The sequence below is a fragment of the Bacillus sp. FSL W8-1202 genome (genome assembly GCF_038006165.1).
GTDB lineage: Bacteria > Bacillota > Bacilli > Bacillales > Bacillaceae > Bacillus > Bacillus subtilis.
The window spans coordinates 3,690,397-3,715,166 of record NZ_JBBOUR010000001.1 but is presented as its reverse complement, the minus strand read 5'-3'; the positions used below and the strand labels follow the sequence as shown (position 1 = coordinate 3,715,166).

27 protein-coding genes are annotated in these 24,770 nt (G+C 44.6%); 19 read left to right on the top strand and 8 right to left on the bottom strand.

Annotation, left to right across the window (positions count from 1 at the left end):
• Nucleotides 1-11 precede the first annotated feature (11 nt).
• Together NSQ09_RS19695 and nifS are read right to left on the bottom strand one after the other, a co-directional pair.
• A complete protein-coding gene (locus NSQ09_RS19695; protein WP_017696334.1) occupies nucleotides 12-554 on the bottom strand; it encodes a transcription repressor NadR in 543 nt (180 codons plus the stop codon).
• The gene (nifS, locus tag NSQ09_RS19690; RefSeq protein ID WP_017696335.1) at nucleotides 514-1,701 is read right to left on the bottom strand and encodes a cysteine desulfurase NifS; all 1,188 of its coding nucleotides are present in this window, start codon (nucleotides 1,699-1,701) and stop codon (nucleotides 514-516) included. Before nifS ends, NSQ09_RS19695 begins: the two co-directional genes overlap by 41 nt.
• 102 nt (nucleotides 1,702-1,803) lie before the next feature.
• Between nifS and nadB the strand changes: the two genes are divergently transcribed.
• The 6 genes from nadB to NSQ09_RS19660 all read left to right on the top strand — a co-directional run bounded on the left by nadB (nucleotide 1,804) and on the right by NSQ09_RS19660 (nucleotide 8,165).
• Nucleotides 1,804-3,399 carry an L-aspartate oxidase gene (gene nadB, locus NSQ09_RS19685; protein ID WP_017696336.1) on the top strand — a complete coding sequence of 532 codons (1,596 nt, stop codon included), beginning with the start codon at nucleotides 1,804-1,806 and terminating at the stop codon, nucleotides 3,397-3,399.
• The gene (gene nadC, locus NSQ09_RS19680; RefSeq protein ID WP_017696337.1) at nucleotides 3,353-4,222 is read left to right on the top strand and encodes a carboxylating nicotinate-nucleotide diphosphorylase; all 870 of its coding nucleotides are present in this window, start codon (nucleotides 3,353-3,355) and stop codon (nucleotides 4,220-4,222) included. The genes nadB and nadC overlap by 47 nt, the downstream gene beginning before the upstream one ends.
• Entirely contained in the window at nucleotides 4,209-5,315 is a 1,107-nt protein-coding gene (nadA, locus tag NSQ09_RS19675) for a quinolinate synthase NadA (RefSeq protein ID WP_017696338.1), read from the top strand. The genes nadC and nadA overlap by 14 nt, the downstream gene beginning before the upstream one ends.
• 116 nt (nucleotides 5,316-5,431) lie before the next feature.
• On the top strand, nucleotides 5,432-6,595 hold the full coding sequence (safA, locus tag NSQ09_RS19670) for a spore coat assembly protein SafA (RefSeq protein ID WP_144452792.1): 1,164 nt from the start codon (nucleotides 5,432-5,434) through the stop codon (nucleotides 6,593-6,595).
• 147 nt (nucleotides 6,596-6,742) lie between these two features.
• Nucleotides 6,743-7,339 (top strand): spore germination protein SgpA, encoded by a 597-nt coding sequence (gene sgpA / locus NSQ09_RS19665; protein ID WP_017696340.1) that lies wholly within the window; start codon nucleotides 6,743-6,745, stop codon nucleotides 7,337-7,339.
• 103 nt (nucleotides 7,340-7,442) lie between these two features.
• Nucleotides 7,443-8,165 carry a YebC/PmpR family DNA-binding transcriptional regulator gene (locus NSQ09_RS19660; RefSeq protein WP_017696341.1) on the top strand — a complete coding sequence of 241 codons (723 nt, stop codon included), beginning with the start codon at nucleotides 7,443-7,445 and terminating at the stop codon, nucleotides 8,163-8,165.
• 39 nt (nucleotides 8,166-8,204) lie between these two features.
• Here the strand turns inward: NSQ09_RS19660 and NSQ09_RS19655 are convergent, their stop codons facing one another.
• The 3 genes from NSQ09_RS19655 to NSQ09_RS19645 all read right to left on the bottom strand — a co-directional run bounded on the left by NSQ09_RS19655 (nucleotide 8,205) and on the right by NSQ09_RS19645 (nucleotide 10,338).
• A complete protein-coding gene (locus NSQ09_RS19655; RefSeq protein WP_017696342.1) occupies nucleotides 8,205-9,659 on the bottom strand; it encodes an alanine/glycine:cation symporter family protein in 1,455 nt (484 codons plus the stop codon).
• A gap of 163 nt (nucleotides 9,660-9,822) precedes the next feature.
• Nucleotides 9,823-9,963 (bottom strand): hypothetical protein, encoded by a 141-nt coding sequence (locus NSQ09_RS19650; protein ID WP_017696343.1) that lies wholly within the window; start codon nucleotides 9,961-9,963, stop codon nucleotides 9,823-9,825.
• Between the two features lie 6 nt (nucleotides 9,964-9,969).
• Complete coding sequence (locus NSQ09_RS19645) at nucleotides 9,970-10,338, bottom strand: DUF5412 family protein (protein ID WP_341032536.1); 369 nt, start codon at nucleotides 10,336-10,338, stop codon at nucleotides 9,970-9,972.
• 162 nt (nucleotides 10,339-10,500) lie between these two features.
• Between NSQ09_RS19645 and NSQ09_RS19635 the strand changes: the two genes are divergently transcribed.
• A complete protein-coding gene (locus tag NSQ09_RS19635) occupies nucleotides 10,501-10,623 on the top strand; it encodes a hypothetical protein (protein ID WP_003229707.1) in 123 nt (40 codons plus the stop codon).
• A gap of 45 nt (nucleotides 10,624-10,668) precedes the next feature.
• On the opposite strand, the gene NSQ09_RS19630 is transcribed toward NSQ09_RS19635, so the two are convergent.
• Nucleotides 10,669-11,316, bottom strand: a complete 648-nt coding sequence (locus NSQ09_RS19630) for a phosphotransferase (protein ID WP_003246159.1) — start codon at nucleotides 11,314-11,316, stop codon at nucleotides 10,669-10,671.
• Nucleotides 11,317-11,553: 237 nt separating this feature from the next.
• Here NSQ09_RS19630 and iolG point away from each other — a divergent pair, with 237 nt between their 5' ends.
• The 9 genes from iolG to yajC all read left to right on the top strand — a co-directional run bounded on the left by iolG (nucleotide 11,554) and on the right by yajC (nucleotide 19,003).
• On the top strand, nucleotides 11,554-12,579 hold the full coding sequence (gene iolG, locus NSQ09_RS19625) for an inositol 2-dehydrogenase (RefSeq protein ID WP_326043375.1): 1,026 nt from the start codon (nucleotides 11,554-11,556) through the stop codon (nucleotides 12,577-12,579).
• A gap of 70 nt (nucleotides 12,580-12,649) precedes the next feature.
• On the top strand, nucleotides 12,650-13,957 hold the full coding sequence (locus tag NSQ09_RS19620) for an MFS transporter (RefSeq protein ID WP_017696346.1): 1,308 nt from the start codon (nucleotides 12,650-12,652) through the stop codon (nucleotides 13,955-13,957).
• 47 nt (nucleotides 13,958-14,004) lie between these two features.
• Nucleotides 14,005-14,517: a sporulation cell-cell signaling protein BofC gene (bofC, locus tag NSQ09_RS19615; RefSeq protein ID WP_017696347.1), complete on the top strand. Its 513-nt coding sequence runs from the start codon at nucleotides 14,005-14,007 to the stop codon at nucleotides 14,515-14,517.
• Between the two features lie 138 nt (nucleotides 14,518-14,655).
• Nucleotides 14,656-15,261 carry a Holliday junction branch migration protein RuvA gene (ruvA, locus tag NSQ09_RS19610; RefSeq protein WP_017696348.1) on the top strand — a complete coding sequence of 202 codons (606 nt, stop codon included), beginning with the start codon at nucleotides 14,656-14,658 and terminating at the stop codon, nucleotides 15,259-15,261.
• A gap of 10 nt (nucleotides 15,262-15,271) precedes the next feature.
• Nucleotides 15,272-16,276 (top strand): Holliday junction branch migration DNA helicase RuvB, encoded by a 1,005-nt coding sequence (ruvB, locus tag NSQ09_RS19605; RefSeq protein ID WP_017696349.1) that lies wholly within the window; start codon nucleotides 15,272-15,274, stop codon nucleotides 16,274-16,276.
• Nucleotides 16,269-16,469 (top strand): DUF2905 domain-containing protein, encoded by a 201-nt coding sequence (locus NSQ09_RS19600; RefSeq protein WP_003222669.1) that lies wholly within the window; start codon nucleotides 16,269-16,271, stop codon nucleotides 16,467-16,469. The genes ruvB and NSQ09_RS19600 overlap by 8 nt, the downstream gene beginning before the upstream one ends.
• Before the next feature lie 29 nt (nucleotides 16,470-16,498).
• A complete protein-coding gene (queA, locus tag NSQ09_RS19595; protein WP_014477530.1) occupies nucleotides 16,499-17,527 on the top strand; it encodes a tRNA preQ1(34) S-adenosylmethionine ribosyltransferase-isomerase QueA in 1,029 nt (342 codons plus the stop codon).
• A gap of 26 nt (nucleotides 17,528-17,553) precedes the next feature.
• Nucleotides 17,554-18,699 (top strand): tRNA guanosine(34) transglycosylase Tgt, encoded by a 1,146-nt coding sequence (gene tgt / locus NSQ09_RS19590; RefSeq protein WP_003229725.1) that lies wholly within the window; start codon nucleotides 17,554-17,556, stop codon nucleotides 18,697-18,699.
• A gap of 37 nt (nucleotides 18,700-18,736) precedes the next feature.
• Entirely contained in the window at nucleotides 18,737-19,003 is a 267-nt protein-coding gene (yajC, locus tag NSQ09_RS19585; protein WP_341032455.1) for a preprotein translocase subunit YajC, read from the top strand.
• A 211-nt stretch (nucleotides 19,004-19,214) separates the two neighbouring features.
• Here yajC and NSQ09_RS19580 read toward each other — a convergent pair whose 3' ends face one another.
• Complete coding sequence (locus tag NSQ09_RS19580) at nucleotides 19,215-19,604, bottom strand: TIGR04086 family membrane protein (RefSeq protein WP_029727131.1); 390 nt, start codon at nucleotides 19,602-19,604, stop codon at nucleotides 19,215-19,217.
• A gap of 197 nt (nucleotides 19,605-19,801) precedes the next feature.
• On the opposite strand from NSQ09_RS19580, the gene NSQ09_RS19575 reads away from it, so the two are divergent.
• The gene (locus NSQ09_RS19575; RefSeq protein WP_017696351.1) at nucleotides 19,802-20,458 is read left to right on the top strand and encodes a DUF421 domain-containing protein; all 657 of its coding nucleotides are present in this window, start codon (nucleotides 19,802-19,804) and stop codon (nucleotides 20,456-20,458) included.
• Nucleotides 20,459-20,461: 3 nt separating this feature from the next.
• On the opposite strand, the gene spoVB is transcribed toward NSQ09_RS19575, so the two are convergent.
• On the bottom strand, nucleotides 20,462-22,018 hold the full coding sequence (spoVB, locus tag NSQ09_RS19570) for a stage V sporulation protein B (protein ID WP_015251562.1): 1,557 nt from the start codon (nucleotides 22,016-22,018) through the stop codon (nucleotides 20,462-20,464).
• A gap of 115 nt (nucleotides 22,019-22,133) precedes the next feature.
• On the opposite strand from spoVB, the gene comN reads away from it, so the two are divergent.
• Entirely contained in the window at nucleotides 22,134-22,430 is a 297-nt protein-coding gene (gene comN, locus NSQ09_RS19565; RefSeq protein ID WP_003229735.1) for a post-transcriptional regulator ComN, read from the top strand.
• 38 nt (nucleotides 22,431-22,468) lie between these two features.
• On the top strand, nucleotides 22,469-24,682 hold the full coding sequence (gene secDF / locus NSQ09_RS19560; RefSeq protein WP_015714442.1) for a protein translocase subunit SecDF: 2,214 nt from the start codon (nucleotides 22,469-22,471) through the stop codon (nucleotides 24,680-24,682).
• The last annotated feature ends 88 nt before the right edge of the window (nucleotides 24,683-24,770 follow it).

Here is a 24,770-nt window from a genome sequence, read left to right as displayed (position 1 = left end):
GAGGGCTTTTTTTAGTCTTTAATTAAAATGCCGGCTTCTTCGAGGGCTTGGCAGGCTAGATCGATGCGATGTTCATCAGGTGCTGTCAATGTATGCAGGTGCACGCCGTCGGTCAGCTGTGATAAGTAGGCAGCATTCGTAGAATTGATTTTTTTGATGAAATGGCTAACTTCCTTCCGGGTGCCTACTTGGATGGCTGCAGTTAAATCTCCATATACGGGATGCTCGATTTTTACGTCTTTTACTGTAACGCCTTCGTCGACGATGAGCTGCAGTTCCTCTTCTGTCCGTTCAGGACCGTGCAGACATGCTATGATTCTTTCTGCCTGCTGGTGCTGCTGAGCGGCTGCATCCATGTATACATATCCTTGGCTTGTGGCGATAATCGGTACATTTTTCGCTTTCAAGAGCGATATATCCTGTACAATAACCTGTCTTGAAACGTTCGCTTTTTTTGCGAGTTCTCCTCCTGTCAGCGGTGATTTAGATTCCTTCAGCCACAGAAGAAGCTGGTCACGCCTGTTGGCGCCCATTAGCTTTAATTCTTCGGTCAATATCAAATTCTCCTTTCTTTTGTTCCCAAAGCACTGTAAACGTATGTAATAACTGTTTCAGCTGTTCAGCTGTTGTATGCCTGCCAAAAGAGATGCGGATAAATTGCAGAGCTTCTTGTTCGGTTTTTCTTAATGCTTTCATTGTTTCAGACGGACCGTGGTAACCTGCAGAACAAGCGCTGCCGGTTGAAATGCAAATATTACTCCGATTACATTCTAACATAACATATTGTCCTTCAAATGAGTGAAAAAAACACCCTATAATATGCGGAAGACATTCTGCTTGCGAAGTGTCTGCCGCAAGGGTTACAGGGAGAGACCGAATACGGATTTGGTCTAGAAAGTATGTTCTTAATGCCTCATTGCGGGATATCTGTTTTTCCATTTCGCTTACGATCAATTCTGCAGCGGCAGTGAAGGCACCGATCCCGGGAACATTTACGGTGCCGGCTCTGAATCCGTATTCGTGGGTAGTCAGAGGATAAACGGGTTTCCAAGGGACATCCGGCCGGATATAGACAGCCCCCACTCCTTTAGGACCGTGGATTTTATGGCTGGACATTGAGAGAGCATCTACTCCCAGATTTTTTGTATTGATCGGGATCTTTCCAAACGTTTGAACAGCGTCGCAATGAAGAAAGATCCCCTTATTGTGCAGGTATGAAGACAGGCGTTGAATGGGCTGAATGATCCCGGTTTCAGAATTGGCATGCTGAATAGATACAAGACCTGTTTCCGGCCGGATATGGGCTAGTAATATTTCCTCAATAATAAGCCCGTATTCATTCGGTTCAATGACTGTTACATCATATCCCTGCTGTTTCAAAAAAGCAGCGCAATTATGAATGGACTGATGCTCCATGGCAGTCGTAATAAAATGTCTTTTTGTTTTTGGCAGGCCGTTTAGCAATGATTGAATGGCCAGAAAATTGGATTCAGTGCCGCCGCTTGTAAAATAGATGCCGCTTGCTTCTCCGCCAATGATGTTGGCGATTTTTTCACGGCAGTACTCCAGTATGTGCTTTGCTTTTCCTCCTGCATCATGCAGGCTGCTGGCATTTCCGTACATATCCATACTAAGCTTCTGATATACGGTAAGGGCTTCCTCACAAATAGGCGTTGTCGCTGCATAATCTAAATAAATCATCCGGTCTTCCTCCATCCGTTCTCCATAAAAAACTCTTGAGTTTATTTTATCCTTGTGTAAATATAGATGTCAAGACAGGTGTAAACAACAGGAGGGTGGCATATGTCTAAAAAGACGATTGCAGTCATCGGTTCAGGGGCGGCGGCACTTTCCTTTGCTGCAGCTTTCCCGCCATCATACGAAGTGACTATTATCACAAAAAAAAGCGTCAAAAACAGCAATTCTGTCTATGCACAAGGCGGGATTGCTGCGGCCTATGCAAAAGATGACTCGATTGAAGCCCATCTGGAGGATACGTTATATGCAGGGTGCGGCCATAATAATCTAGCTATTGCAGCAGACGTTTTACATGATGGAAAAATGATGGTTCAAAGCCTATTGGAGCGTGGATTTCCATTCGACCGCAATGAACGAGGCGGTGTTTGTCTTGGAAGAGAAGGGGCCCACTCATACAACCGCATATTTCATGCAGGCGGAGACGCAACAGGCAGGCTGCTTATCGATTATTTGCTCAAACGGATCAACAGCAAAATCAAGTTAATCGAGAATGAAACGGCAGCAGATTTGCTTATAGAGGACGGACGATGTATCGGCGTCATGACAAAAGACAGCAAAGGGCGGCTCAAGGTAAGGCACGCAGACGAAGTTGTGCTGGCTGCCGGCGGCTGTGGAAACCTGTTTCTTCACCATACGAATGATCCCACTGTCACAGGTGACGGTCTTTCTCTGGCTTACCGGGCCGGGGCGGAATTAACGGATTTGGAGTTTACTCAATTTCACCCGACACTGCTTGTGAAAAATGGTGTTTCCTACGGGCTTGTTTCAGAAGCTGTCAGAGGGGAAGGCGGATGTTTAGTAGACGAAAACGGCCGCAGGATTATGGCTGAACGGCATCCTTTAGGTGACCTGGCTCCAAGAGATATTGTCTCACGGGTTATTCACGAAGAAATGGCAAAAGGAAATCGCGTTTATATAGACTTCAGTGCGATTTCTGATTTTGAAACGCGTTTCCCTACTATCACCGCTATTTGTGAAAAAGCAGGGGTTGATATCCACAGCGGAAAAATTCCTGTTGCTCCGGGAATGCATTTCTTAATGGGAGGTGTTTCAGTTAATCGCTGGGGAGAAACGACAGTGCCGGGACTTTATGCGATTGGCGAGACAGCATGCTCCGGTTTACATGGAGCAAATCGGCTTGCAAGCAATTCTTTATTGGAAGCGCTGGTATTTGGAAAAAGGGCAGCAGAGCATATTATCCAAAAACCGGTTTATAACAGGCAATATCAATCAGGGCTAGAAACCAGTGTCGTCTACGAGGTGCCGGATATAGAGGTGTATGAACTGCAAAGCAAAATGACAAGCCACATGTCTATTCTGCGGGAACAAAGCAGTTTGATTGAGCTTAGCATCTGGCTTCATACGCTGCCTTTTCAAAAAATGAATGTGAAGGACATCACAATTCGGCAGATGGAACTTTCTCATCTATGGCAAACTGCAAAGCTGATGACGTTTTCTGCGCTTTTGCGGGAGGAAAGCAGAGGGGCTCACTTCCGCACCGATTTTCCTCATGCTGAGGTGAGCTGGCAAGGAAAACAAATTGTCCATACAAAAAAAGGAACGAAGATCAAAAAAAACGAAGGGATTTGGAACAATGAATCATTTACAGCTGAAAAAATTACTGAATCACTTTTTTCTTGAGGATATTGGGACAGGGGATCTTACATCGCAGTCTATTTTTGGAGAACAGAGCTGTGAAGCGGAGATCGTTGCAAAGTCAGAGGGTATTTTTGCAGGAGCAGCGATCATAAAAGAAGGCTTTTCATTATTGGACGAAAATGTTCGAACCATATTACGCAAATCAGATGGGGGCATGTTGCATAAAGGTGAAGTGATTGCCGAGTTACACGGTCCCGCAGCTGCGCTCCTTTCAGGAGAGCGGGTTGTATTAAATCTTATTCAGAGGCTGTCAGGAATTGCGACAATGACAAAAGAGGCTGTTCGGTGTCTGGATGATGAACAGATTAAAATTTGTGACACGAGAAAAACAACACCGGGGCTCAGAATGCTGGAGAAATATGCTGTCAGAGCCGGCGGCGGGTATAATCATCGATTCGGTTTGTATGACGGCATCATGATTAAAGATAATCATATCGCAGCATGCGGTTCTATTTTAGAGGCGTGCAAAAAAGCCCGTCAGGCCGCGGGGCACATGGTAAATATCGAGGTGGAAATTGAAACGGAGGAACAGCTGCGGGAAGCAATTGCAGCTGGCGCGGATGTTATTATGTTTGACAACTGTCCGCCTGATACGGTCCGTCATTTTGCAAAGCTCACACCGGATCATATAAAAACTGAAGCCTCCGGCGGGATTACGTTAGAATCTTTGCCTGCTTTTAAAGGGACGGGTGTGAATTATATTTCATTAGGATTTCTGACTCATTCCGTCAAAAGTTTAGATATCAGTATGGATGTTACGTTATCAAATGAATCTGTGGAGGAATGCCATTATGTCAATTCTTGATGTGATCAAACAATCGAATGATATGATGCCCGAAAGTTATAAAGAACTATCGAGAAAGGATATGGAAACGCGCGTTGCCGCCATTAAGAAAAAGTTCGGCAGCAGGCTCTTTATACCAGGCCATCATTATCAAAAGGATGAAGTGATGCAATTTGCTGACCAAACAGGCGACTCCCTGCAATTGGCCCAAGTAGCGGAAAAAAACAAAGATGCGGATTATATCGTATTTTGCGGTGTTCACTTTATGGCAGAAACCGCCGATATGCTGACAAGCGAGCAGCAAACGGTCGTCCTGCCGGATATGAGAGCTGGATGTTCTATGGCTGACATGGCTGACATGCAGCAGACCAATAGGGCATGGAAGAAGCTTCAGCATATATTTGGAGATACGATCATACCTTTAACTTATGTGAACTCCACTGCGGAGATCAAGGCATTCGTCGGAAAGCATGGCGGAGCAACTGTGACTTCTTCGAATGCGAAAAAAGTGCTTGAATGGGCGTTTACACAGAAAAAAAGAATTTTATTTTTGCCTGATCAGCATTTAGGGAGAAATACGGCTTATGATCTGGGCATTGCGCTTGAAGATATGGCTGTGTGGGACCCGATGAAAGATGAATTAGTAGCTGAATCCGGGCATACGAATGTGAAAGTGATTTTGTGGAAAGGGCATTGCTCTGTTCACGAGAAATTCACCACTAAAAATATCCATGATATGAGAGAGCGAGACCCCGACATTCAGATCATTGTGCACCCGGAATGCTCACACGAAGTCGTGACACTAAGCGATGATAACGGATCAACGAAATATATTATCGACACAATCAATCAGGCTCCGGCGGGAAGCAAGTGGGCAATCGGGACAGAAATGAATCTTGTTCAGCGGATCATTCACGAGCATCCAGATAAACAAATCGAATCACTCAACCCTGACATGTGCCCTTGCCTGACAATGAACCGAATTGATTTGCCGCATTTGTTGTGGTCGCTGGAACAAATTGAAAAAGGAGAACCTTCAGGCGTCATCAAGGTGCCAAAAGCCATTCAGGAAAATGCACTCCTTGCCCTGAATCGAATGCTTTCGATCACGTAGATCAGAAATATTTTCCCTTCCTTTACGCATAACTTCTTTTGTTCAGGCATATGTTGTGAAGAAACATATTGTAATCACAGCTGAACTATTCACGTTTTGCATAGGAGGGGAAAACGTTGAAAATCCATATCGTTCAAAAAGGCGATTCGCTCTGGAAAATAGCTGAAAAGTACGGAGTCGATGTTGAGGAAGTGAAAAAACTCAATACACAGCTTAGCAATCCAGACTTAATCATGCCTGGAATGAAAATAAAAGTGCCGTCAGAAGGAGTCCCGGTCAGAAAAGAGCCAAAAGCGGGCAAAAGTCCTGCGGCCGGGAGTGTGAAGCAAGAACATCCATATGCGAAAGAGAAGCCTAAATCCGTTGTCGATGTAGAAGACACAAAGCCGAAAGAAAAGAAGTCCATGCCGTATGTCCCGCAGATGCCTAATTTGCAGGAAAATGTGCACCCTGAAGCTGATGTGAACGATTATTATGATATGAAACAGCTTTTCCAGCCTTGGTCGCCTCCTAAACCGGAGGAGCCGAAAAAACATCATGACGGAAATATGGATCATATGTATCATATGCAAGACCAATTTCCACAACAGGAGGCTATGAGTAATATGGAAAATGCAAATTATCCGAATATGCCTAATATGCCAAAGGCGCCAGAGGTAGGCGGTATAGAAGAGGAAAACGTTCATCACACAGTTCCGAATATGCCGATGCCGGCTGTTCAGCCTTATTATCATTATCCGGCTCATTTCGTACCGTGTCCGGTACCTGTTTCGCCAATTCTTCCAGGAACAGGATTATGCTATCCGTACTATCCGGCACAGGCTTTTCCAATGCATCCGATGCATGGATACCAGCCAGGCTTTGTATCGCCTCAGTATGACCCGGGTTATGAAAACCAGCATCATGAAAACAGTCATCACGGACATTACGGTTCATACGGTGCGCCGCAATACGCATCTCCGGCTTATGGATCTCCGTATGGACATATGCCGTATGGCCCTTATTACGGCACTCCCCAAGTAATGGGAGCATACCAGCCTGCTGCGGCTCATGGTTACATGCCATACAAAGATCATGACGACTGCGGCTGTGACGGTGATCATCAGCCATATTTCTCTGCGCCTGGCCATTCGGGAATGGGAGTTTATGGAAGCCCTAATATGCCATATGGCACAGCTAACCTAAATCCAAACCCATATTCGGCAGGAGTTTCTATGCCAATGACGAATCAGCCTTCTGTAAACCAAATGTTTGGCCGGCCGGAAGAAGAAAATGAGTGATCGTTCGGAACGATGTAAATCGTTCCTTTTTTTGTTTTCAAGCAGATCACTGCCAAATGGAGAGAACTGACACGCTTAACATGCCCCCCATACGCACATGATAAAAGCGAGCAAACATGCTCAATTCGTCCACGGGGGGTTTTTCCATTGGATAAAAAAATGACGATCGCTAGCTTGATTCTAATGACAGCTGGCTTAACAGCATGCGGAGCAAACGATAATGCTATGAATGATACGCGCAATAACGGCAATACCCGTCCAATCGGATATTATACAAATGAAAATGACGCCGATAGACAGGGAGACGGAATCGACCACGATGGTCCTGTTTCTGAATTAATGGAGGATCAGAACGACGGTAACCGAAACACCACGAATGTAAATAACCGTGACCGTGTTACTGCTGACGATCGTGTTCCTTTGGCAACTGACGGAACATATAACAACACGAATAACCGAAACATGAATCGGAATGCAGCGAACAACGGGTATGACAACCAAGAAAACAGAAGACTGGCTGCAAAAATTGCCAACCGTGTGAAACAAGTGAAAAACATCAATGACACACAAGTTATGGTATCGGATGACCGAGTAGTTATCGCAGTCAAAAGCCACAGAGAGTTCACAAAGTCTGACAGAGATAATGTCGTAAAAGCAGCGCGCAACTATGCAAATGGCCGTGACGTCCAAGTATCAACAGATAAAGGGCTGTTCAGAAAACTTCATAAAATGAACAACCGCTAGGAAGGAAGGGCTGCCGGAAGTGATATTCGGCAGCCTTTTTCTTTGCATCAGCGAACAATTCCTATTAAAGTGTACATAGAAAATGTAAAAAGAAGGTGAAAACATGGCAGGCCATTCCAAGTGGAAAAACATTCAAAAAAGAAAAAATGCACAGGATGCAAAGCGCGGCAAAATATTTATGAAGCTGGCAAAAGAAATCTATGTGGCAGCGAAAGAAGGCGGAGCGGATCCAGAAGCAAATTCAGCATTGCGTCTTGTCATCGAAAAAGCAAAAGGCGCCAATATGCCGAATGAAAATATAGATCGAGCCATTAAAAAAGCTGCGGGAGGCCAAGATGGAAGCAGTTATGAAGAAATCACCTATGAAGGCTACGGCCCTTCAGGGATTGCCGTCATGGTTGAATGCGTAACAGATAATAAAAACCGAACGGCGTCAAATGTGCGGACAGCCTTTAATAAAAATGGCGGAAGTCTGGGAGAAAGCGGATGTGTAGCCTTTTTATTTGAACGAAAGGGGTTCATTACGATAGACCGCACTGAACGGCAAATAGAAGAAGATGAGCTCATGCTTGATGTGCTTGAAGCAGGAGGAGAAGAGCTGCGAATTGAAGAAGACCTATATGAGGTTTTCACAGAGCCTGAGCATTTTGAAGAGGTGAAAACAGCCCTCGAATCGAAATATCCAATTTCTTCGGCGGAGGTGACCATGCTTCCCAATACCTATGCAGCTGCCGATGATCAGGCTGTTGAGAAGCTGGAAACATTAATAGATATCCTTGAAGATGACGATGATGTTCAAGAAGTGTATACAAACTATCGCTCATAAAAAACCGGCACGATGTCATATCGGGCCGGTTTTAGTAGTTCAGGAGACACGTTCACTATCATGAGTGTATTCTTTCTCCCAGAAATCAGCGTTTTTGATACCCAGCGCTTTTGGATCAAAGACCGGGTCTAAGCCCTGCTTCTTTTGGCGCTCATAATCCTTTAAAGCAAGAAGCGCCGGTTTGGCAAGCAACACAATGGCAATGACGTTCAGCCATACCATAATGCCAAGCCCTGCATCCCCTAATGCCCAAGCAAGTGAAGCTGTTTTCACAGTACCATAGAATGTGGCGGCTAAAATAATCAGTTTTAAGCCAAGCATTGCCCATTTACTTTCTCTGCCTCGTGCTAAATAGGCGATATTTGTTTCTGCGATGTAGTAATACGCCATAATTGTTGTAAAAGCGAAGAAGAATAAAGCGATGGCAACAAAGCCTGCACCGAATCCGGGAAGAACACTGTCAATTGCCGCTTGTGTGAAACCAGGTCCTGCTTCTACGCCTTTAAGCTGGTGAACGATAAAGGAACCATCTGCAGCCTGGGTATTGTACATGCCGGTAAACAAGATCATGAAAGCTGTAGCGGAACATACAAACAAGGTGTCAATATAAACAGAAAATGCCTGAACCAGTCCCTGCTTGACCGGATGAGAAACCTCTGCAGCGGCTGCCGGATGCGGGCCTGTTCCCTGGCCGGCTTCGTTTGAGTAAATGCCACGTTTAACGCCCCAGGAAATCGCCATGCCGATCAAGCCGCCAAAAGCGGAATCCAATGCAAAGGCGCTTTTGAATATTAATGAGAGCACAGCAGGTAATTCAGACACATTCATGACAATAATAATCAAAGACAGCAGGATATATCCAATGGCCATAAATGGAACAATCATTTGCGCCGCACTGGCAATTCGTTTGACGCCGCCAAAAATAATAAACCCTAATAATAAAACCAGACCGCACCCTGTGACGAAAGGAGAGATGCCGAATGCATTTTGGATCCCAGCCGCAATGGAGTTGGACTGTACGCCTGGCATTAGAAAGGCCATTGCAATAAGGGCAGCAGCGGCAAATAAGACGGCAAACCACTTAATGCCTAAGCCTTTTTCTATATAATAAGCAGGGCCGCCCCGATATTGACCGTCTTGTTTTACTTTGTAAATTTGAGCAAGTGTTGATTCTACAAAGGCACTCGCCGCCCCGATAAAGGCAATCGCCCACATCCAGAACACCGCACCGGGTCCGCCGAATGCAATTGCTGTCGCCACTCCCGCGATGTTTCCTGTGCCCACACGGCCGGACAGCGCAATCGATAACGCTTGGAAAGATGAAACGCCGGCTTCAGAGCTCTTGCCTTTGAACATCTGAACAATCATTTCTTTTAAATGTCGGACTTGTAAAAAACGGGTCATAATTGAAAAGGCGAATCCAATTCCCAATAAAATATAAATGACGGGCGTACTCCATAAGACCGCATTCAAACTAGCAACAAAATCTGCCATCAAGCTTCCCCCTCACTTCAAATTCGAATACATGTATAAAAAGGATTTTGGTCTAATCGAACTATTTCTACAATCGATTTGTCACATTATATGACCTGTAATTATCAATAAGAAGAGGAAGGGAAAAAGAAAAAACGCGGCGTATCGACTACGCTGCGTTTTTCTACAGAGGCAAACTTATGGCAATTGTTATAAAATCCTTCAGCAACAAATAGCCTAGTTCAGTCAAACCGTATATAAAGGATAAAGCAATCACAAAATGATTGAAATGCTTGTCATCATTTGTTCCGTTTATCTTATTCATGTTTCATCACCTCGCTGACGCCTGCGGCGGTTCTTCACGGATCCAATGATCATCTTTTCGCCAATCATACGTTTCATCAGTATCAAGATGTAAAGTCTGATTGCCGATTTTCACTGTATTTTGATTGATCCACGTCACTGCTGGGCGGCTGTCCGGGTAATTCCAGTAGATTGTTCTCTTGACAAGTGTTTTTTCATTTACAAGTTCACCTCTGGCTGCATCTAAGCTCAAGGTGTTTTCGGATACATAAGTGTTTAACGTATAGCTGCCGTCCGGCGATTCAACCGATTGGACGAGATTGCCTTTCGGAACGCTTTTTAGTGAAAATAACATCCAATAGATGGCGCCGCCGAAGAAGACCAGCAGGGCAAACATAATAAGCGGGATGTTGCTGCGTGTCTTAATGTGACTCTCTCCCTTTTTTTCTCTCATTTTACTATATATCGGATTCATATGATCTTTACATTTCTTTAAAATTACCTTAATAAAGCAATGATAAGATGAAATAAAGCCAATAAAGGGTGAGGGGAGACAGAAATGGAAAAAACGTATTGTCATTCCGGCGAGAAGGACCCAGAAGCGGTCTACTTAACTGTGAGAGGCTATCGAATTAAGCTGTCGCCTGAACAAATGAAACTGATTTCTGCCGTCAGAAAGTAAAAAATACATGATAAAGGCAGCCGCTTGTGCGGCTGCCTTTTTGATTTAAGAATATTTTCTTTTCCGCTGTGCGAAATGCTTTTGAAACCAATCTTTCTTATATAAAAATGCGATGATCTCCAGCCAAAAACCCGGAATCTTTTTGGGGAATATCGGTTTTTTGTAGAGTGCATGATATGCGGATTTTAAGTCGTCCCACTGCGTGCATGTTTTTGTCTGCTCAAATCTCGCAACATCAATCACCCGCACCGCCCCGGTTTCTGTCAATATCAGATTCCGCAAATGAATATCTGACGGGTTCAGTCCGGCTGCCCGGGCGTCAGAAAGCGCTTCTTCAACCTGCTGAATCATGTCATCACTGATTGCAATGCCTTTCTTCAGACAGTTATAAAAGGTTTCACCTTTAATATATTCCATGAGAATAAATGAATCGCCAGTTTCGTAAATGTCAGGATAGAATGCGGACCCGGCTAATTTTTCATAGATCGCTGCTTCTTTGACTGCTGTCGCTTGATATTCCGGAAAAAATACTTTCAGCGCCATTTTTCGACCGCCTTCTGTTAAGGCAAACACATAGGCGCTTCTTCCCTTGCCGATTAGTGTTAATTCCTCGGATTTCTCTTTGACTTTATCAAATCTGCTGTTCTTGCGGTATATGACGGTATGGGCCAGTGCCTCTGCTTTTGTCAGCATTTCATTCACCTTCTTTGCTCTATTTTATGCAGCTGTTTATAGGAAAATCATAAACTGTTCAGGAAAAAGAGCCTAATTCTAGTGTATCTGGTCTTGAAGAAGAAGGCTACTTATAAGCATGAATTGTGATAAAAGAGACATAGAACGTTTAATTTCCATTCTTGAAAAGCGCTTACAAATGGGATAGTATTAATTTTAAATAAAGCGCTTTCGTGAATGATCAAGGGGGAAGAAGTCATGACAAAACAGATTGTGACAGGGATTATCGGTGCAGGCCGCATCGGCAAACTTCATGTTCAAAATATAAGCCGGATTCCTCACATGAAAATAAAAGCAGTCTCTGACATTCAGGCGAGCCGTATAAAAAGCTGGGCCGACAGTCATCAGATTGAATACATAACCTCTGATTATCGTGATTTATTACATGATCCTGATATTGATGCTATTTTTATTTGCTCTCCTACAGCCGTACATGCACAGATGATCAAAGAAGCAGCCGAGGCGAAAAAGCATATATTTTGTGAGAAGCCCGTTAGTTTCTCTCTGGACGAAACGAGTGAAGCGCTTGCGGCTGTCCGGAAACACGGGGTAACACTTCAAGTCGGATTTAACCGCCGCTTTGATCCTCATTTTAAGAAAATCAAAACGATTGTTGAAAATGGTGAAATCGGTACGCCTCATTTATTAAAAATCACTTCTCGGGACCCAGAACCCCCGAATATAGATTATGTCCGTACGTTCTGCGGGTTGTTTATGGATATGTCGATCCATGATTTTGATATGGCCAGATATATTTTGGGGAGCGAAGTGACGGAAGTGTATGCCAAAGGGGCGGCTTTGGTGAATCCTTCTTTTGCGGAACTGGGTGATATTGATACAGCTGTTATTACACTGACTTTTGAAAACGGTGCCATGGCTGTGATTGATAACAGCCGCCAAGCTGTGTACGGATATGACCAGCGGGTTGAGGTTTTCGGGACGAAAGGCTCTGCAGCGGCTGACAATAGCAGGCCGACAACGGTTGAGGTGTCAACAGCTGATTTTGTGATGAAGGATAAACCGCATTTCTTTTTCCTTGAACGCTATAAGGATTCATATGAGGAGGAGATTCTCCGTTTTGCAGAAGCGATCGGCACAAACCAGGAGACTCCCTGCACCGGCAATGACGGTTTACAGGCCGGAAGGATCGCCAGAGCAGCACAGCAATCGCTTGCTTTTGGCATGCCTGTCAGCATTGAGCACACTGAAAAAATCGCTTTTTAATCTAACAGGATTACAATTCAGCAAGCTTGGGTATATACTCCATTGATACTTTAAGTAGGCGGTGGAGAAAATGAATACAGTACATGCTAAAGGAAATGTTTTGAACAAAATCGGAATTCCTTCTCACATGGTTTGGGGTTATATTGGCGTTGTCATCTTTATGGTTGGAGACGGCCTCGAACAAGGCTGGCTGTCTCCTTTTCTCGTTGATCATGGTCTCAGTATGCAGCAATCCGCATCGTTATTTACCATGTACGGCATTGCTGTCACCATCTCAGCTTGGCTTTCAGGAACGTTTGTCCAAACTTGGGGGCCGAGAAAAACGATGACTGTCGGATTGCTTGCATTTATCCTCGGTTCGGCCGCTTTTATCGGCTGGGCGATTCCTCATATGTATTATCCGGCTCTCTTGGGCAGCTATGCTCTTAGAGGCTTGGGATATCCGCTGTTTGCATACTCTTTTCTCGTATGGGTGTCATACAGCACCTCTCAAAATATTCTCGGAAAAGCCGTCGGATGGTTTTGGTTTATGTTTACGTGCGGCCTTAACGTGCTCGGCCCGTTCTATTCCAGCTATGCGGTTCCGGCCTTTGGAGAAATCAATACGCTTTGGAGCGCTTTACTGTTTGTGGCGGCAGGCGGATTTCTGGCCTTGTTTTTTAACAAAGATAAATTTACTCCGATACAAAAACAAGATCAGCCGAAATGGAAAGAATTGTCGAAGGCATTTACAATTATGTTTGAAAACCCTAAGGTCGGCATCGGCGGAGTGGTCAAGACGATTAATGCGATAGGACAATTTGGATTTGCCATCTTTCTTCCTACTTATTTAGCACGATACGGGTATTCGGTTTCGGAATGGCTGCAAATATGGGGGACGCTGTTTTTTGTGAATATTGTGTTCAATATCATTTTCGGTGCAGTCGGAGATAAACTTGGCTGGCGCAATACGGTCATGTGGTTTGGCGGTGTCGGATGCGGTATTTTTACGCTGGCGCTGTATTACACGCCTCAGCTGATCGGGCATCAGTATTGGGTGCTCATGATTATTGCCTGCTGCTACGGCGCGGCTTTAGCAGGGTACGTCCCATTAAGCGCGCTTTTGCCGACGCTTGCACCTGATAATAAAGGTGCTGCCATGTCAGTGTTGAATTTGGGATCTGGTTTATGTGCGTTTATCGCGCCGGGCATCGTGAGTCTTTTCATTGGGCCGCTCGGTGCAGGTGGCGTGATTTGGATCTTTGCGGCATTGTATTTTTTCAGTGCCTTTCTGACGCGATTCTTGACAATTTCTGAGCAAAGCACAGATGTGTATACGGAGGAACGGTTTGTCAGGGAAAATGTGCAGACAAATTTTGATAAAACGGTTAAGCAGTAGCCTCTTTGGTCAAACTAATCATAAACGTGTGCAAAGAGGTGTAGAGGGTGAAACGATTCAGCACGGCGTATCTTTTGCTGGGCATTCTTTGCTCAGCGGCAGTATTTTTAATAGGAGCTCCTTCCCGCGCACTTGGCGCGGAAGTGGAGCACTATGAGCCGCTGCAGGTGCATGTGCAGCTTGAAAAGGTGTATTTGGACGGCGATGTCAGCATTGAGCATAAGCATGAAAAAGTGTTTTCTATGGATGATTTTTGGGCAGCTTATGCCGGATGGACGCTTGTGGAACAAAAAAAGGGATATGTGCTCTTCCGGAGGCAAATGGACGATATATCTCCGCTCAGCAAGGTCAACGGGTATATCGGTGTATCGGATAATGGAGTGATTTCCACTTTTCATGGGCGGCCTGAGCCAGCTTCCGAACCAATTCAGTCTTTTTTTCAAATTGATTTAGAAAGGCTGGAAAGCCATATGCAAAAAAATCTGCTGAAAGGCATTCCATTTCGGACAAAAGCGGAGTTTGAGGATGTCATCGAACATATGAAGACATACAGCGGATAACGTCCGCTGATTGAAGACATGTATTCATGTCTTTTTTTTCGTGAAAGAATGAGAGAGAAGCGAACATATGTTAACTTTTCTATAAGACTTTGGCTGTTTTTATGGTACAATGAAGAACAGTCAAAGAGGTGAATTTGAGTGATTGAATTTGTTAAAGGGACGATTGATTATGTATCTCCCCAATATATTGTCATAGAGAACGGCGGCATCGGCTATCAGATTTTCACGCCGAATCCGTTTATATATAAGGAGAGAAGCCAAGAAACGATTTTTACATACCATCATATCAGAGAGGATGCTTTTTCGCTTTACGGTTTTTCAACGAGAGAGGAGAAGGCGCTCTTTACAAAGCTGTTAAACGTGACCGGAATTGGGCCGAAAGGAGCACTTGCCATCTTGGGCTCGGGTGATCCGGGAGCGGTCATCCAAGCAATTGAAAATGAGGATGAAGCTTTTTTGGTCAAGTTTCCTGGAGTAGGAAAGAAAACCGCACGCCAGATTATTCTAGATTTAAAAGGAAAGCTGGCAGATGCTGTGCCTGAAATGATTGAAAATCTGTTTAATCATGAAGAAAGGCTTGAAAAGCAAACAGCGGAAACGGCTCTCGAAGAAGCACTTGAAGCCCTCAGGGTTCTCGGATATGCTGAAAAAGAAATCAAAAAGGTGCTTCCTCACCTTAAAGAAGAAATTGGGCTGACAACAGACCAATATGTGAAAAAAGCATTACAAAAACTATTAAAGTAAGGTGATGTTCATGGATGAACGGCTCGTCTCAAGTGAAGCAGACAACCATGAATCAGTGATAGAGCAAAGCCTGAGGCCGCAAAATCTGTCACAGTATATCGGGCAGCATAAGGTAAAAGAAAATTTGCGCGTGTTTATAGATGCGGCGAAAATGAGACAGGAGACGCTGGATCATGTTCTTCTGTACGGGCCGCCCGGACTCGGAAAAACTACGCTTGCTTCGATTGTTGCCAATGAAATGGGAGTGGAGCTGCGGACGACATCAGGGCCTGCGATTGAAAGGCCTGGTGATTTGGCTGCTATATTAACGGCGCTGGAACCGGGAGATGTATTATTTATTGATGAAATACATAGGTTGCACAGATCGATCGAAGAGGTGCTTTATCCTGCAATGGAAGACTTTTGCCTGGACATTGTGATTGGCAAAGGCCCATCTGCCCGCTCGGTTCGGCTCGACCTTCCGCCTTTTACGCTGGTGGGAGCCACGACAAGGGTGGGGCTTTTGACGGCTCCTTTAAGAGACAGATTCGGCGTCATGTCTCGCCTTGAGTACTATACACAAGAAGAACTGGCGGATATTGTCACAAGAACCGCTGATGTATTCGAGGTTGAGATTGATAAACCGTCGGCTCTTGAAATTGCAAGAAGATCGAGAGGGACGCCCCGCGTGGCGAACCGCCTGCTGAGAAGGGTGCGTGATTTCGCCCAAGTGCTGGGTGACAGCAGGATCACTGAAGACATTTCTCAGAATGCGCTGGAGCGGCTTCAGGTTGATCGCCTCGGTTTGGATCATATTGATCATAAGCTGCTGATGGGCATGATCGAAAAATTCAACGGCGGCCCAGTAGGCCTTGATACGATATCAGCTACGATCGGCGAGGAATCGCATACGATTGAAGACGTATATGAACCATATCTGCTGCAAATTGGATTTATACAAAGAACGCCGCGTGGAAGGATCGTGACACCGGCCGTTTATCATCATTTCCAAATGGAGGCTCCCCGATATGACTGAATTTCCTAAGATCATTATGATTCTTGGTGCTGTTTTGCTTATTATCGGAGCAGTTTTGCATTTTGTCGGCAAGATGCCGGGAGATATTTTTGTGAAAAAAGGAAATGTCACGTTTTTCTTCCCGGTTGTCACTTGTATTATTATAAGTGTGGTATTATCAATTTTGCTCAATCTTTTTGGCAGAATGAAATAACAAAAGACTAGAATAAAGGTGAAATCATCATGAAAGTCGATTTATTTGATTTTGAACTACCAGAGCGTTTAATTGCACAAGTACCGTTGGAGCAGCGTGATGCTTCAAGGCTGATGGTGCTCGATAAACATACAGGAAAGCTTACTGACAGCTCGTTTAAACACATTATCAGCTTCTTTAACGAAGGCGATTGTCTTGTCCTGAACAATACCCGGGTGCTGCCTGCGCGGTTATTCGGCACAAAAGAGGATACCGGCGCGAAAGTGGAACTTCTTTTGCTGAAACAGGAAACCGGTGATAAATGGGAAACACTTGCCAAACCTGCGAAACGGGTGAAAAAAGGAACCGTTGTCACATTTGGAGACGGAAGATTGAAGGCAATCTGCACGGAAGAGCTTGAGCACGGCGGCAGAAAGATGGAATTTCAATATGACGGTATTTTCTACGAGGTGCTTGAATCCCTTGGAGAGATGCCGCTCCCTCCATATATTAAAGAACAGCTTGATGACAAAGAGCGCTACCAGACAGTGTATTCAAAAGAAATCGGCTCTGCTGCTGCGCCTACAGCAGGCCTTCACTTCACGGAAGAAATCTTACAGCAACTAAAAGATAAAGGCGTGCAAATTGAGTTCATCACACTGCACGTAGGCCTTGGAACGTTTCGCCCTGTGAGTGCCGATGAAGTGGAAGAGCATAATATGCATGCAGAGTTTTATCAAATGTCGGAAGAAACGGCTGCGGCCTTAAACAAAGTAAGAGAAAATGGCGGCCGGATCATTTCTGTCGGCACGACCTCAACACGCACGCTTGAGACGATTGCCGGGGAACATGACGGGCAATTTAAAGCATCAAGCGGCTGGACATCTATTTTTATTTATCCGGGCTATGAATTTAAAGCCATTGACGGAATGATTACAAACTTCCATTTGCCGAAATCGTCATTGATTATGCTGGTCAGCGCGCTTGCTGGAAGAGAAAACATTCTGCGTGCCTATAACCATGCAGTGGAAGAGGAATACCGTTTCTTCAGCTTCGGAGACGCGATGCTGATTATATAATTTGAGAACAGGAGGCCTCATCAAAAGTGGCTGAACAACCAATACGCTATGAATTTATAAAAGAATGCAAACAAACAGGAGCGCGGCTGGGCAAAGTGCATACGCCTCACGGCTCCTTTGAAACGCCGGTTTTTATGCCGGTCGGCACACTGGCGACAGTCAAAACAATGTCGCCTGAAGAGCTGAAAGCAATGGATGCAGGCATCATTTTGAGCAACACTTATCATCTATGGCTTCGTCCGGGCCAAGACATTGTCAAAGAAGCGGGCGGGCTCCATAAATTTATGAACTGGGACCGCGCAATTTTAACAGATTCAGGCGGTTTTCAGGTCTTTTCTTTAAGCAAGTTTCGTAATATAGAGGAAGAGGGTGTCCATTTCCGCAATCATCTAAATGGAGACAAGCTGTTTTTATCTCCGGAAAAAGCGATGGAGATCCAAAACGCACTCGGCTCTGATATTATGATGGCGTTTGACGAATGCCCGCCATACCCGGCGGAGTACGACTACATGAAGCGGTCAGTTGAGCGGACAAGCCGCTGGGCGGAACGCTGCCTGAATGCCCACAATCGTCAGGATGAACAAGGGCTGTTTGGTATTGTACAAGGCGGAGAATATGAAGATCTGCGGACACAAAGTGCGAAGGACTTGATTTCCCTTGATTTTCCGGGATATGCTATAGGCGGATTGTCTGTAGGTGAACCGAAGGATGTCATGAATCGTGTACTCGAATTTACAACACCGCTCTTGCCGAAGGATAAACCGAGATATTTGATGGGAGTCGGTTCTCCGGACGCGCTGATCGACGGAGCGATCCGCGGGGTCGATATGTTTGACTGTGTGCTGCCTACTCGGATTGCAAGAAATGGCACAGTGTTTACAGCTGAAGGACGACTCAATATGAAAAATGCGAAATTCGAAAGAGATTTCCGTCCGATTGATGAAGAGTGTGATTGCTATACATGTAAAAACTACACTCGCGCGTATATTAGGCACTTGATTCGCTGCAATGAAACATTCGGCCTTCGATTAACAACTTACCATAACCTTCATTTTCTGTTACACTTAATGGAGCAGGTAAGACAGGCCATTCGCGAGGATCGTCTGGGTGATTTCAGAGAAGAGTTCTTTGAGCGTTACGGCTACAACAAGCCAAATGCGAAAAGCTTCTAAATAAACAATAACAGGCTTACAGAAAGGGGTGAAAATGATGACTGGCACTTTAGGCACATTGGTTCCTATTATTTTAATGTTTGCGGTCCTTTACTTCTTGCTGATTCGTCCTCAGCAAAAGCAGCAAAAGGCTGTACGCCAAATGCAAGAGGAACTGAAAAAAGGCGATTCAGTAGTGACAATCGGGGGATTGCACGGTACTGTTGACTCTATCGACGAAAGCAAAGTCGTAATTAAGACTGGTGATAACACACGTCTTACGTTCGACCGCCGCGCGATCAGAGAAGTTTCTGTTGCTGAATAACAGCAGGAGCTATACATAGCAAACAAAAAAGAGCGGGTGAGCCCGCTCTTTTTTTGTCATCTTTTCAGCAAGATTGAAAACCCTTGAAGTCTAGGAAGGCCGAGTACCGGAGCGCAGCGAATGTATAAATTCGTGAGTACCGGACCGTAGGTCTGACAACGAATGCGAGGGTTTGTCGACATGCTGAAAGAGCGGGTGAGCCCGCTCTTTTTTATGTGGAAGACCTGTTTCCCCTCATGTTTACGCCGAAAATTCCGCCCAGCATGCACACCCCTAAAAATCCCAGATGGAAGATCAGCTGTTCTGCTGTAAATGTCTTTCCGAATCCTAAATACTGAAACAATAAGATAATCAGAGAAAAACTTATGGCAGTCAATGCTCCAATCATCCAGCCTCTTTCCTTGCCTTTCCCGCCTGAAATGAACCCGCCGATAAATAAAGAGAGAAATGAGATAGCTGTGATCAGCCAGTTAAATGATGATTCTTCCAGCGAGGTTGCGGTCAATAAAAGTGAAACCGCCAAACTTGTCAGGAGCATGGCTGCAAATATGGCGATTAAGCCGTAAAGAATGCCTTTTCCAACTTGTTTCGTCTCCTCCATGATTGTCTCCTTTCTGCCTGTATTAAAAGGCTTCTGTTCTTTTTGCACAAAGCCGTCAGACATGCTGATGGCTCGTCTTTGTAAAAATGTATTCCCTCATCCCATGAATTAGACGTAAAAGCTTTGTGAAATGCAATCGGTTTTTCTTACATAAATTGATCATTTTGTTGCAACCTATAATGAGTTGGAGGTGCATGATGGAAGAGCTTCTCACTATTGCGTTTCGCACAGTCGTATTGTATTTTGTGATATTGATCATTTTTCGTCTCATGGGCAAGCGGGAGATCGGAGAGCTTAGTATATTAGATCTCGTTGTCTTTATCATGATGGCTGAAATTGCCGTTTTAGCCATAGAAAACGTAGACGATCATCTATTTCATACCATTTTGCCAATGCTTGTATTAATGATCATTCAAGTGACTTTGGCATACTTTTCTTTAAAAAACCGAAAAGTCCGCCAGCTTCTTGACGGTAAGCCGACCATAATTATCAAATATGGAAAAATTGACGAAGACGCCATGAAATCACAGCGTTATAATTTTGATGATTTAATGGTTCAGCTCAGAGAAAATAGCGTCGACAGAGTAGCTGACGTATCATTTGCTATTTTAGAGCCGTCGGGCAAACTGACTATTGTTAAGAAAGAAAACAGCGGAGAGCATCGACAGCTCGAAATGCCGCTCATTATAGACGGCTTCATTCAAACAGAAAACCTGTCCAGAATCAGTAAAGATAAAAAATGGCTGCTCGAACGTTTGCAAAAACACGGATACACAAACCCTTCAGATATTTCTTTTTGCTCGTTTACAGACGGAGAATTATTTATTGATGAAAAAGATGGGCACCGCCCGTAACCGTTATCGGACGATTAGACGTCCGATAATGGGAATGCGGCGGAGCTCATCTTTTTTAATTAAACGGAAAACGAGCAGGAGGATTATATAAATGGCGGCGCTCACCGCAATCCATCCGGCTAGATTGACAGCCTCAGATGCTCCAAAGCTTATATATTGTTTGATGGCGGAGCTGATAAATCCGCAAATTACAATAACAGCGAAGCTGAGCGCGTACTCCTTGATTTTGATGCTGATCGGCAGCACTTTGCTTACGGTTGCTGCGTGCAATAGCGTGACGAGCACCATGCCTGTCACAATGGCTAATGCCGCGCCCATAATGCCAAGAGAAGGCCTTGTGGCAAGGACAAAAATAAGGCCTGTTTTGACAAGCGCTCCGATTAAGCTGTTCATCATCGCAGCTCCAGCCAAATTAAGCGCCTGCAGCACAGCTTGAAGCGGGCCTTGGAAATAATAAAGCAGAAAAAATGGGGCCATTACTTTTATAAATACAGCTGCGCCTGAGGAACCGTACATCACTCTCATCAGCTCATCTGCAAATACAAATAAAATAACAACTGAAATGCCTCCGCTGAGCAGACAGAGACGCATCGCCTGTTCCAAGCGGTATTCCACCACCTGCAATTTTTTCTGCTCCATTCCTTCACTGATCGCAGGAACAAGCGCGGTCGACAAAGAATATGTAATAAAGCTGGGCAGAGTCAGCAGCGTCATGGCAAAGCCGGTCAGTTCCCCGTATTGCTTTGTTGCGGCAACTGTTGCCACACCGGCGATGGCAAGGCTTTGAGCGACGACGATTGGCTCGAAAAACCAAGAGAGGTTTCCGATAAAGCGGCTCCCGGTCGTTGGAAGGGACACGCTCATTAATTGGGTAAAGGTTTGTTTTCCGTTTTTAATTGACTGGAAAAAATGCTTTCTGATTTTAATTGTCTTTTTATACTTAAAGCAAACGAATAAATAAAGAAGTGATGCCAGCTCCCCTGCCACTGAGGATAGCATTGCCCCCGCTGCAGCATATTCAATTCCGTAAGGGAGAAAAATCGTTGTGCAGACAGCCACGAGTGAAATGCGGACGACCTGTTCAAGGACTTGTGACATAGCAAGCGGGTTCATATTCTGTTTTCCTTGAAAGTATCCCCTCAGCACACTCGATATAGCAATAATCGGCACAACCGGCGTAATGGCCAAGAGCGGATACAGTGTTCGCTTATCTGTCAGCATCGTTTCAGCCATAACCGGGGCGAAAAACAGAAACAGCGGTGTAAAGATGAGGCTGAGCACTCCCGTGATGGTCAGAGACATGACTAAAATATTTTTCGTTTTTTGATGATCTCCGCGCGCACTGGCTTCAGCGACTAGCTTACTGATCGCGACCGGCAGACCGAATTGAGTTAATGTAGTGGCCAAGAAGAAGGTAGGCGCCGCCATCATGTAAAGCCCGACTCCTTCTTCACCGATAAAACGGGCGATAACCACCCGGTTGACAAACCCGAGCATTCTTGTAACCATTCCTGCTGCGATAAGGATAAGAGTGCCCTTTAAAAACGTCTGTTTCGCCATTTTTACCCCCTGCCTTCTCAAACTACCTGGAATCATATACAATAAAGATATGCGTATATATCGTCCAAGCATGACAAGTCTTCTTGAAAAACAATAAAAAAGGAGCGTGGAATTCGTGGAGAAGCATCCAGCCGATCTATATAAAGACCACGTCAGGCCGTTTCTTTACAGCAAACTGGAAGAGTTTAAGATTCTCGGGTATGATGATGTTGAACTCGAAAGTTTGTGGTCATACTTAACAGATAAGAAGTGGAAAAAGAAAACGGAACTGAACATTTATGAACTGGCGAGTGATATTTTATCAGTGAAAATTGGCGAATTTATGAACTATGCAACCGTTGAGTCATTTAAAACGTCTAATTGGCTGGGCAGTGAAGAGGGCCAGGAAGCATTGGAAGAACTGCTGAGATAGCAGGTTGATTCGCACAGGTTTAAGGGAGGATATACATAATGAAAAAAGGACGCTTGATTGCGTTTTTCCTTTTCGTTCTATTGATCGGCACGGGCTTGGGCTACTTTACGAAGCCTGCCGCTAACAATATTACGTTAGGATTGGATTTGCAAGGCGGATTTGAGGTGCTGTATGATGTACAGCCTGTAAAAAAAGGTGACAAAATCACAAAAGACGTTCTGGTCAGCACAGTAGAGGCATTGAACCGCCGGGCCAATGTTCTCGGTGTCAGCGAACCGAACATCCAAATTGAAGGGAATAACCGGATTCGCGTTCAGCTCGCTGGTGTGACAAACCAAAACAGAGCGCGTGAAATTCTGGCGACTGAAGCGCAGCTTTCTTTCAGAGATACGAATGACAAAGAATTGCTGAATGGCTCTGACCTCGTCGAAAACGGAGCTAAACAAACGTACGACGCCAAAACAAATGAACCGATTGTCAGCATTAAACTGAAAGATGCTGATAAATTCGGCGAAGTGACCAAAAAGGTCATGAAAATGGCGCCAAACAACCAGCTTGTTATTTGGATGGATTACGAAAAAGGGGACTCCTTTAAAAAAGAGGTTCAAAAAGAGCACCCTAAATATGTATCCGCCCCAAATGTAAGTCAGGAATTAAACACAACTGACGTTACAATTGAAGGGCAATTTACGGTTCAAGAAGCAAAAGATTTAGCCAGCATTTTAAACGCAGGCGCACTTCCTGTGAAACTGACTGAAAAGTATTCGACATCAGTAGGCGCGCAATTCGGCCAGCAGGCTCTCCATGATACGGTGTTTGCCGGTATTGTCGGTATCGCAATTATTTTCTTATTTATGCTTTTCTATTACCGTCTGCCGGGATTAATCGCGGTGATTACGCTGTCTGTTTATATCTACATTACACTCCAGATCTTTGACTGGATGAATGCCGTACTCACGCTTCCGGGAATTGCCGCTCTCATTTTAGGTGTCGGGATGGCTGTTGACGCCAACATTATTACCTATGAGCGGATTAAAGAAGAGCTCAAGCTAGGAAAGTCAGTCCGCTCTGCCTTCCGTTCAGGAAACAGACGGTCATTTGCGACGATTTTTGACGCGAATATTACAACCATTATTGCAGCGGTTGTGCTCTTTATCTTTGGGACAAGCTCTGTTAAAGGGTTTGCGACAATGCTGATCCTATCGATTTTGACAAGCTTTATCACTGCCGTTTTCTTATCGAGATTTCTCCTCGCTCTCCTTGTGGAAAGCAGATGGCTTGATCGGAAAAAAGGCTGGTTTGGTGTCAATAAGAAACATATCATGGATATTCAGGATACGGATGAAAATACAGAGCCGCATACGCCATTCCAAAAATGGGATTTCACGAGCAAACGCAAATACTTCTTTATTTTCTCCAGTGCGGTCACGGTTGCCGGGATTATTATCCTGCTGGTGTTCAGGCTGAATCTTGGCATTGACTTTGCAAGCGGTGCACGGATTGAAGTGCAAAGCGACCATAAGCTGACGACAGAGCAAGTTGAGAAGGACTTTGAATCTCTGGGTATGGACCCTGATACTGTCGTTCTGTCAGGCGAAAAGAGCAATATCGGTGTTGCCCGTTTTGTCGGGGTGCCAGATAAAGAAACCATAGCAAAAGTAAAAACGTATTTTAAAGACAAATACGGATCAGAGCCAAATGTCAGCACAGTTTCACCGACAGTCGGTAAGGAGCTGGCGAGAAATGCGCTGTACGCAGTTGCTATAGCTTCTATTGGCATCATTATTTACGTTTCAATCCGATTCGAATACAAAATGGCGATTGCTGCCATTGCTTCATTGCTATATGACGCATTCTTTATCGTCACGTTCTTCAGTATTACAAGGCTTGAGGTAGATGTTACGTTCATCGCGGCCATCTTGACGATAATCGGGTATTCCATTAACGATACAATCGTTACATTTGACAGGGTCCGCGAGCATATGAAAAAGCGTAAGCCGAAAACATTTGCCGATCTGAACCATATAGTAAACCTGAGCCTGCAGCAAACCTTTACACGTTCAATTAACACTGTATTAACTGTTGTGATTGTTGTTGTGACATTGCTGATCTTTGGAGCATCTTCTATTACTAACTTCTCAATTGCTTTATTGGTCGGGCTGTTAACAGGCGTTTATTCTTCTCTATACATTGCCGCACAAATTTGGCTTGCATGGAAAGGAAGAGAACTGAAAAAAGATTCGGCGCAATAAAAAATATCAGGCTGTCCTCTGCGGGGCAGCCTGTTTTTTGAAGTTTCATTGAACTTAAAATAGACATTTGCTATAATGACATACGCTT

What these genes read in the sequence shown, in the direction of transcription:
- NSQ09_RS19600 (WP_003222669.1), top strand. Translation starts at nt 16,269, where the DNA reads ATGACTGAATTTCCTAAGATCATTATGATTCTTGGTGCTGTTTTGCTT.
- queA (WP_014477530.1), top strand. Translation starts at nt 16,499, where the DNA reads ATGAAAGTCGATTTATTTGATTTTGAACTACCAGAGCGTTTAATTGCA.
- nadB (WP_017696336.1), top strand. Translation starts at nt 1,804, where the DNA reads ATGTCTAAAAAGACGATTGCAGTCATCGGTTCAGGGGCGGCGGCACTT.
- NSQ09_RS19580 (WP_029727131.1), bottom strand. Translation starts at nt 19,604, where the DNA reads ATGGAGGAGACGAAACAAGTTGGAAAAGGCATTCTTTACGGCTTAATC.
- NSQ09_RS19660 (WP_017696341.1), top strand. Translation starts at nt 7,443, where the DNA reads ATGGCAGGCCATTCCAAGTGGAAAAACATTCAAAAAAGAAAAAATGCA.
- NSQ09_RS19575 (WP_017696351.1), top strand. Translation starts at nt 19,802, where the DNA reads ATGGAAGAGCTTCTCACTATTGCGTTTCGCACAGTCGTATTGTATTTT.
- ruvB (WP_017696349.1), top strand. Translation starts at nt 15,272, where the DNA reads ATGGATGAACGGCTCGTCTCAAGTGAAGCAGACAACCATGAATCAGTG.
- nadA (WP_017696338.1), top strand. Translation starts at nt 4,209, where the DNA reads ATGTCAATTCTTGATGTGATCAAACAATCGAATGATATGATGCCCGAA.
- NSQ09_RS19620 (WP_017696346.1), top strand. Translation starts at nt 12,650, where the DNA reads ATGAATACAGTACATGCTAAAGGAAATGTTTTGAACAAAATCGGAATT.
- NSQ09_RS19655 (WP_017696342.1), bottom strand. Translation starts at nt 9,659, where the DNA reads ATGGCAGATTTTGTTGCTAGTTTGAATGCGGTCTTATGGAGTACGCCC.
- secDF (WP_015714442.1), top strand. Translation starts at nt 22,469, where the DNA reads ATGAAAAAAGGACGCTTGATTGCGTTTTTCCTTTTCGTTCTATTGATC.
- yajC (WP_341032455.1), top strand. Translation starts at nt 18,737, where the DNA reads ATGACTGGCACTTTAGGCACATTGGTTCCTATTATTTTAATGTTTGCG.
- nadC (WP_017696337.1), top strand. Translation starts at nt 3,353, where the DNA reads ATGAATCATTTACAGCTGAAAAAATTACTGAATCACTTTTTTCTTGAG.
- NSQ09_RS19630 (WP_003246159.1), bottom strand. Translation starts at nt 11,316, where the DNA reads ATGCTGACAAAAGCAGAGGCACTGGCCCATACCGTCATATACCGCAAG.
- iolG (WP_326043375.1), top strand. Translation starts at nt 11,554, where the DNA reads ATGACAAAACAGATTGTGACAGGGATTATCGGTGCAGGCCGCATCGGC.
- NSQ09_RS19635 (WP_003229707.1), top strand. Translation starts at nt 10,501, where the DNA reads ATGGAAAAAACGTATTGTCATTCCGGCGAGAAGGACCCAGAAGCGGTC.
- NSQ09_RS19645 (WP_341032536.1), bottom strand. Translation starts at nt 10,338, where the DNA reads ATGTTTGCCCTGCTGGTCTTCTTCGGCGGCGCCATCTATTGGATGTTA.
- spoVB (WP_015251562.1), bottom strand. Translation starts at nt 22,018, where the DNA reads ATGGCGAAACAGACGTTTTTAAAGGGCACTCTTATCCTTATCGCAGCA.
- nifS (WP_017696335.1), bottom strand. Translation starts at nt 1,701, where the DNA reads ATGATTTATTTAGATTATGCAGCGACAACGCCTATTTGTGAGGAAGCC.
- NSQ09_RS19650 (WP_017696343.1), bottom strand. Translation starts at nt 9,963, where the DNA reads ATGAATAAGATAAACGGAACAAATGATGACAAGCATTTCAATCATTTT.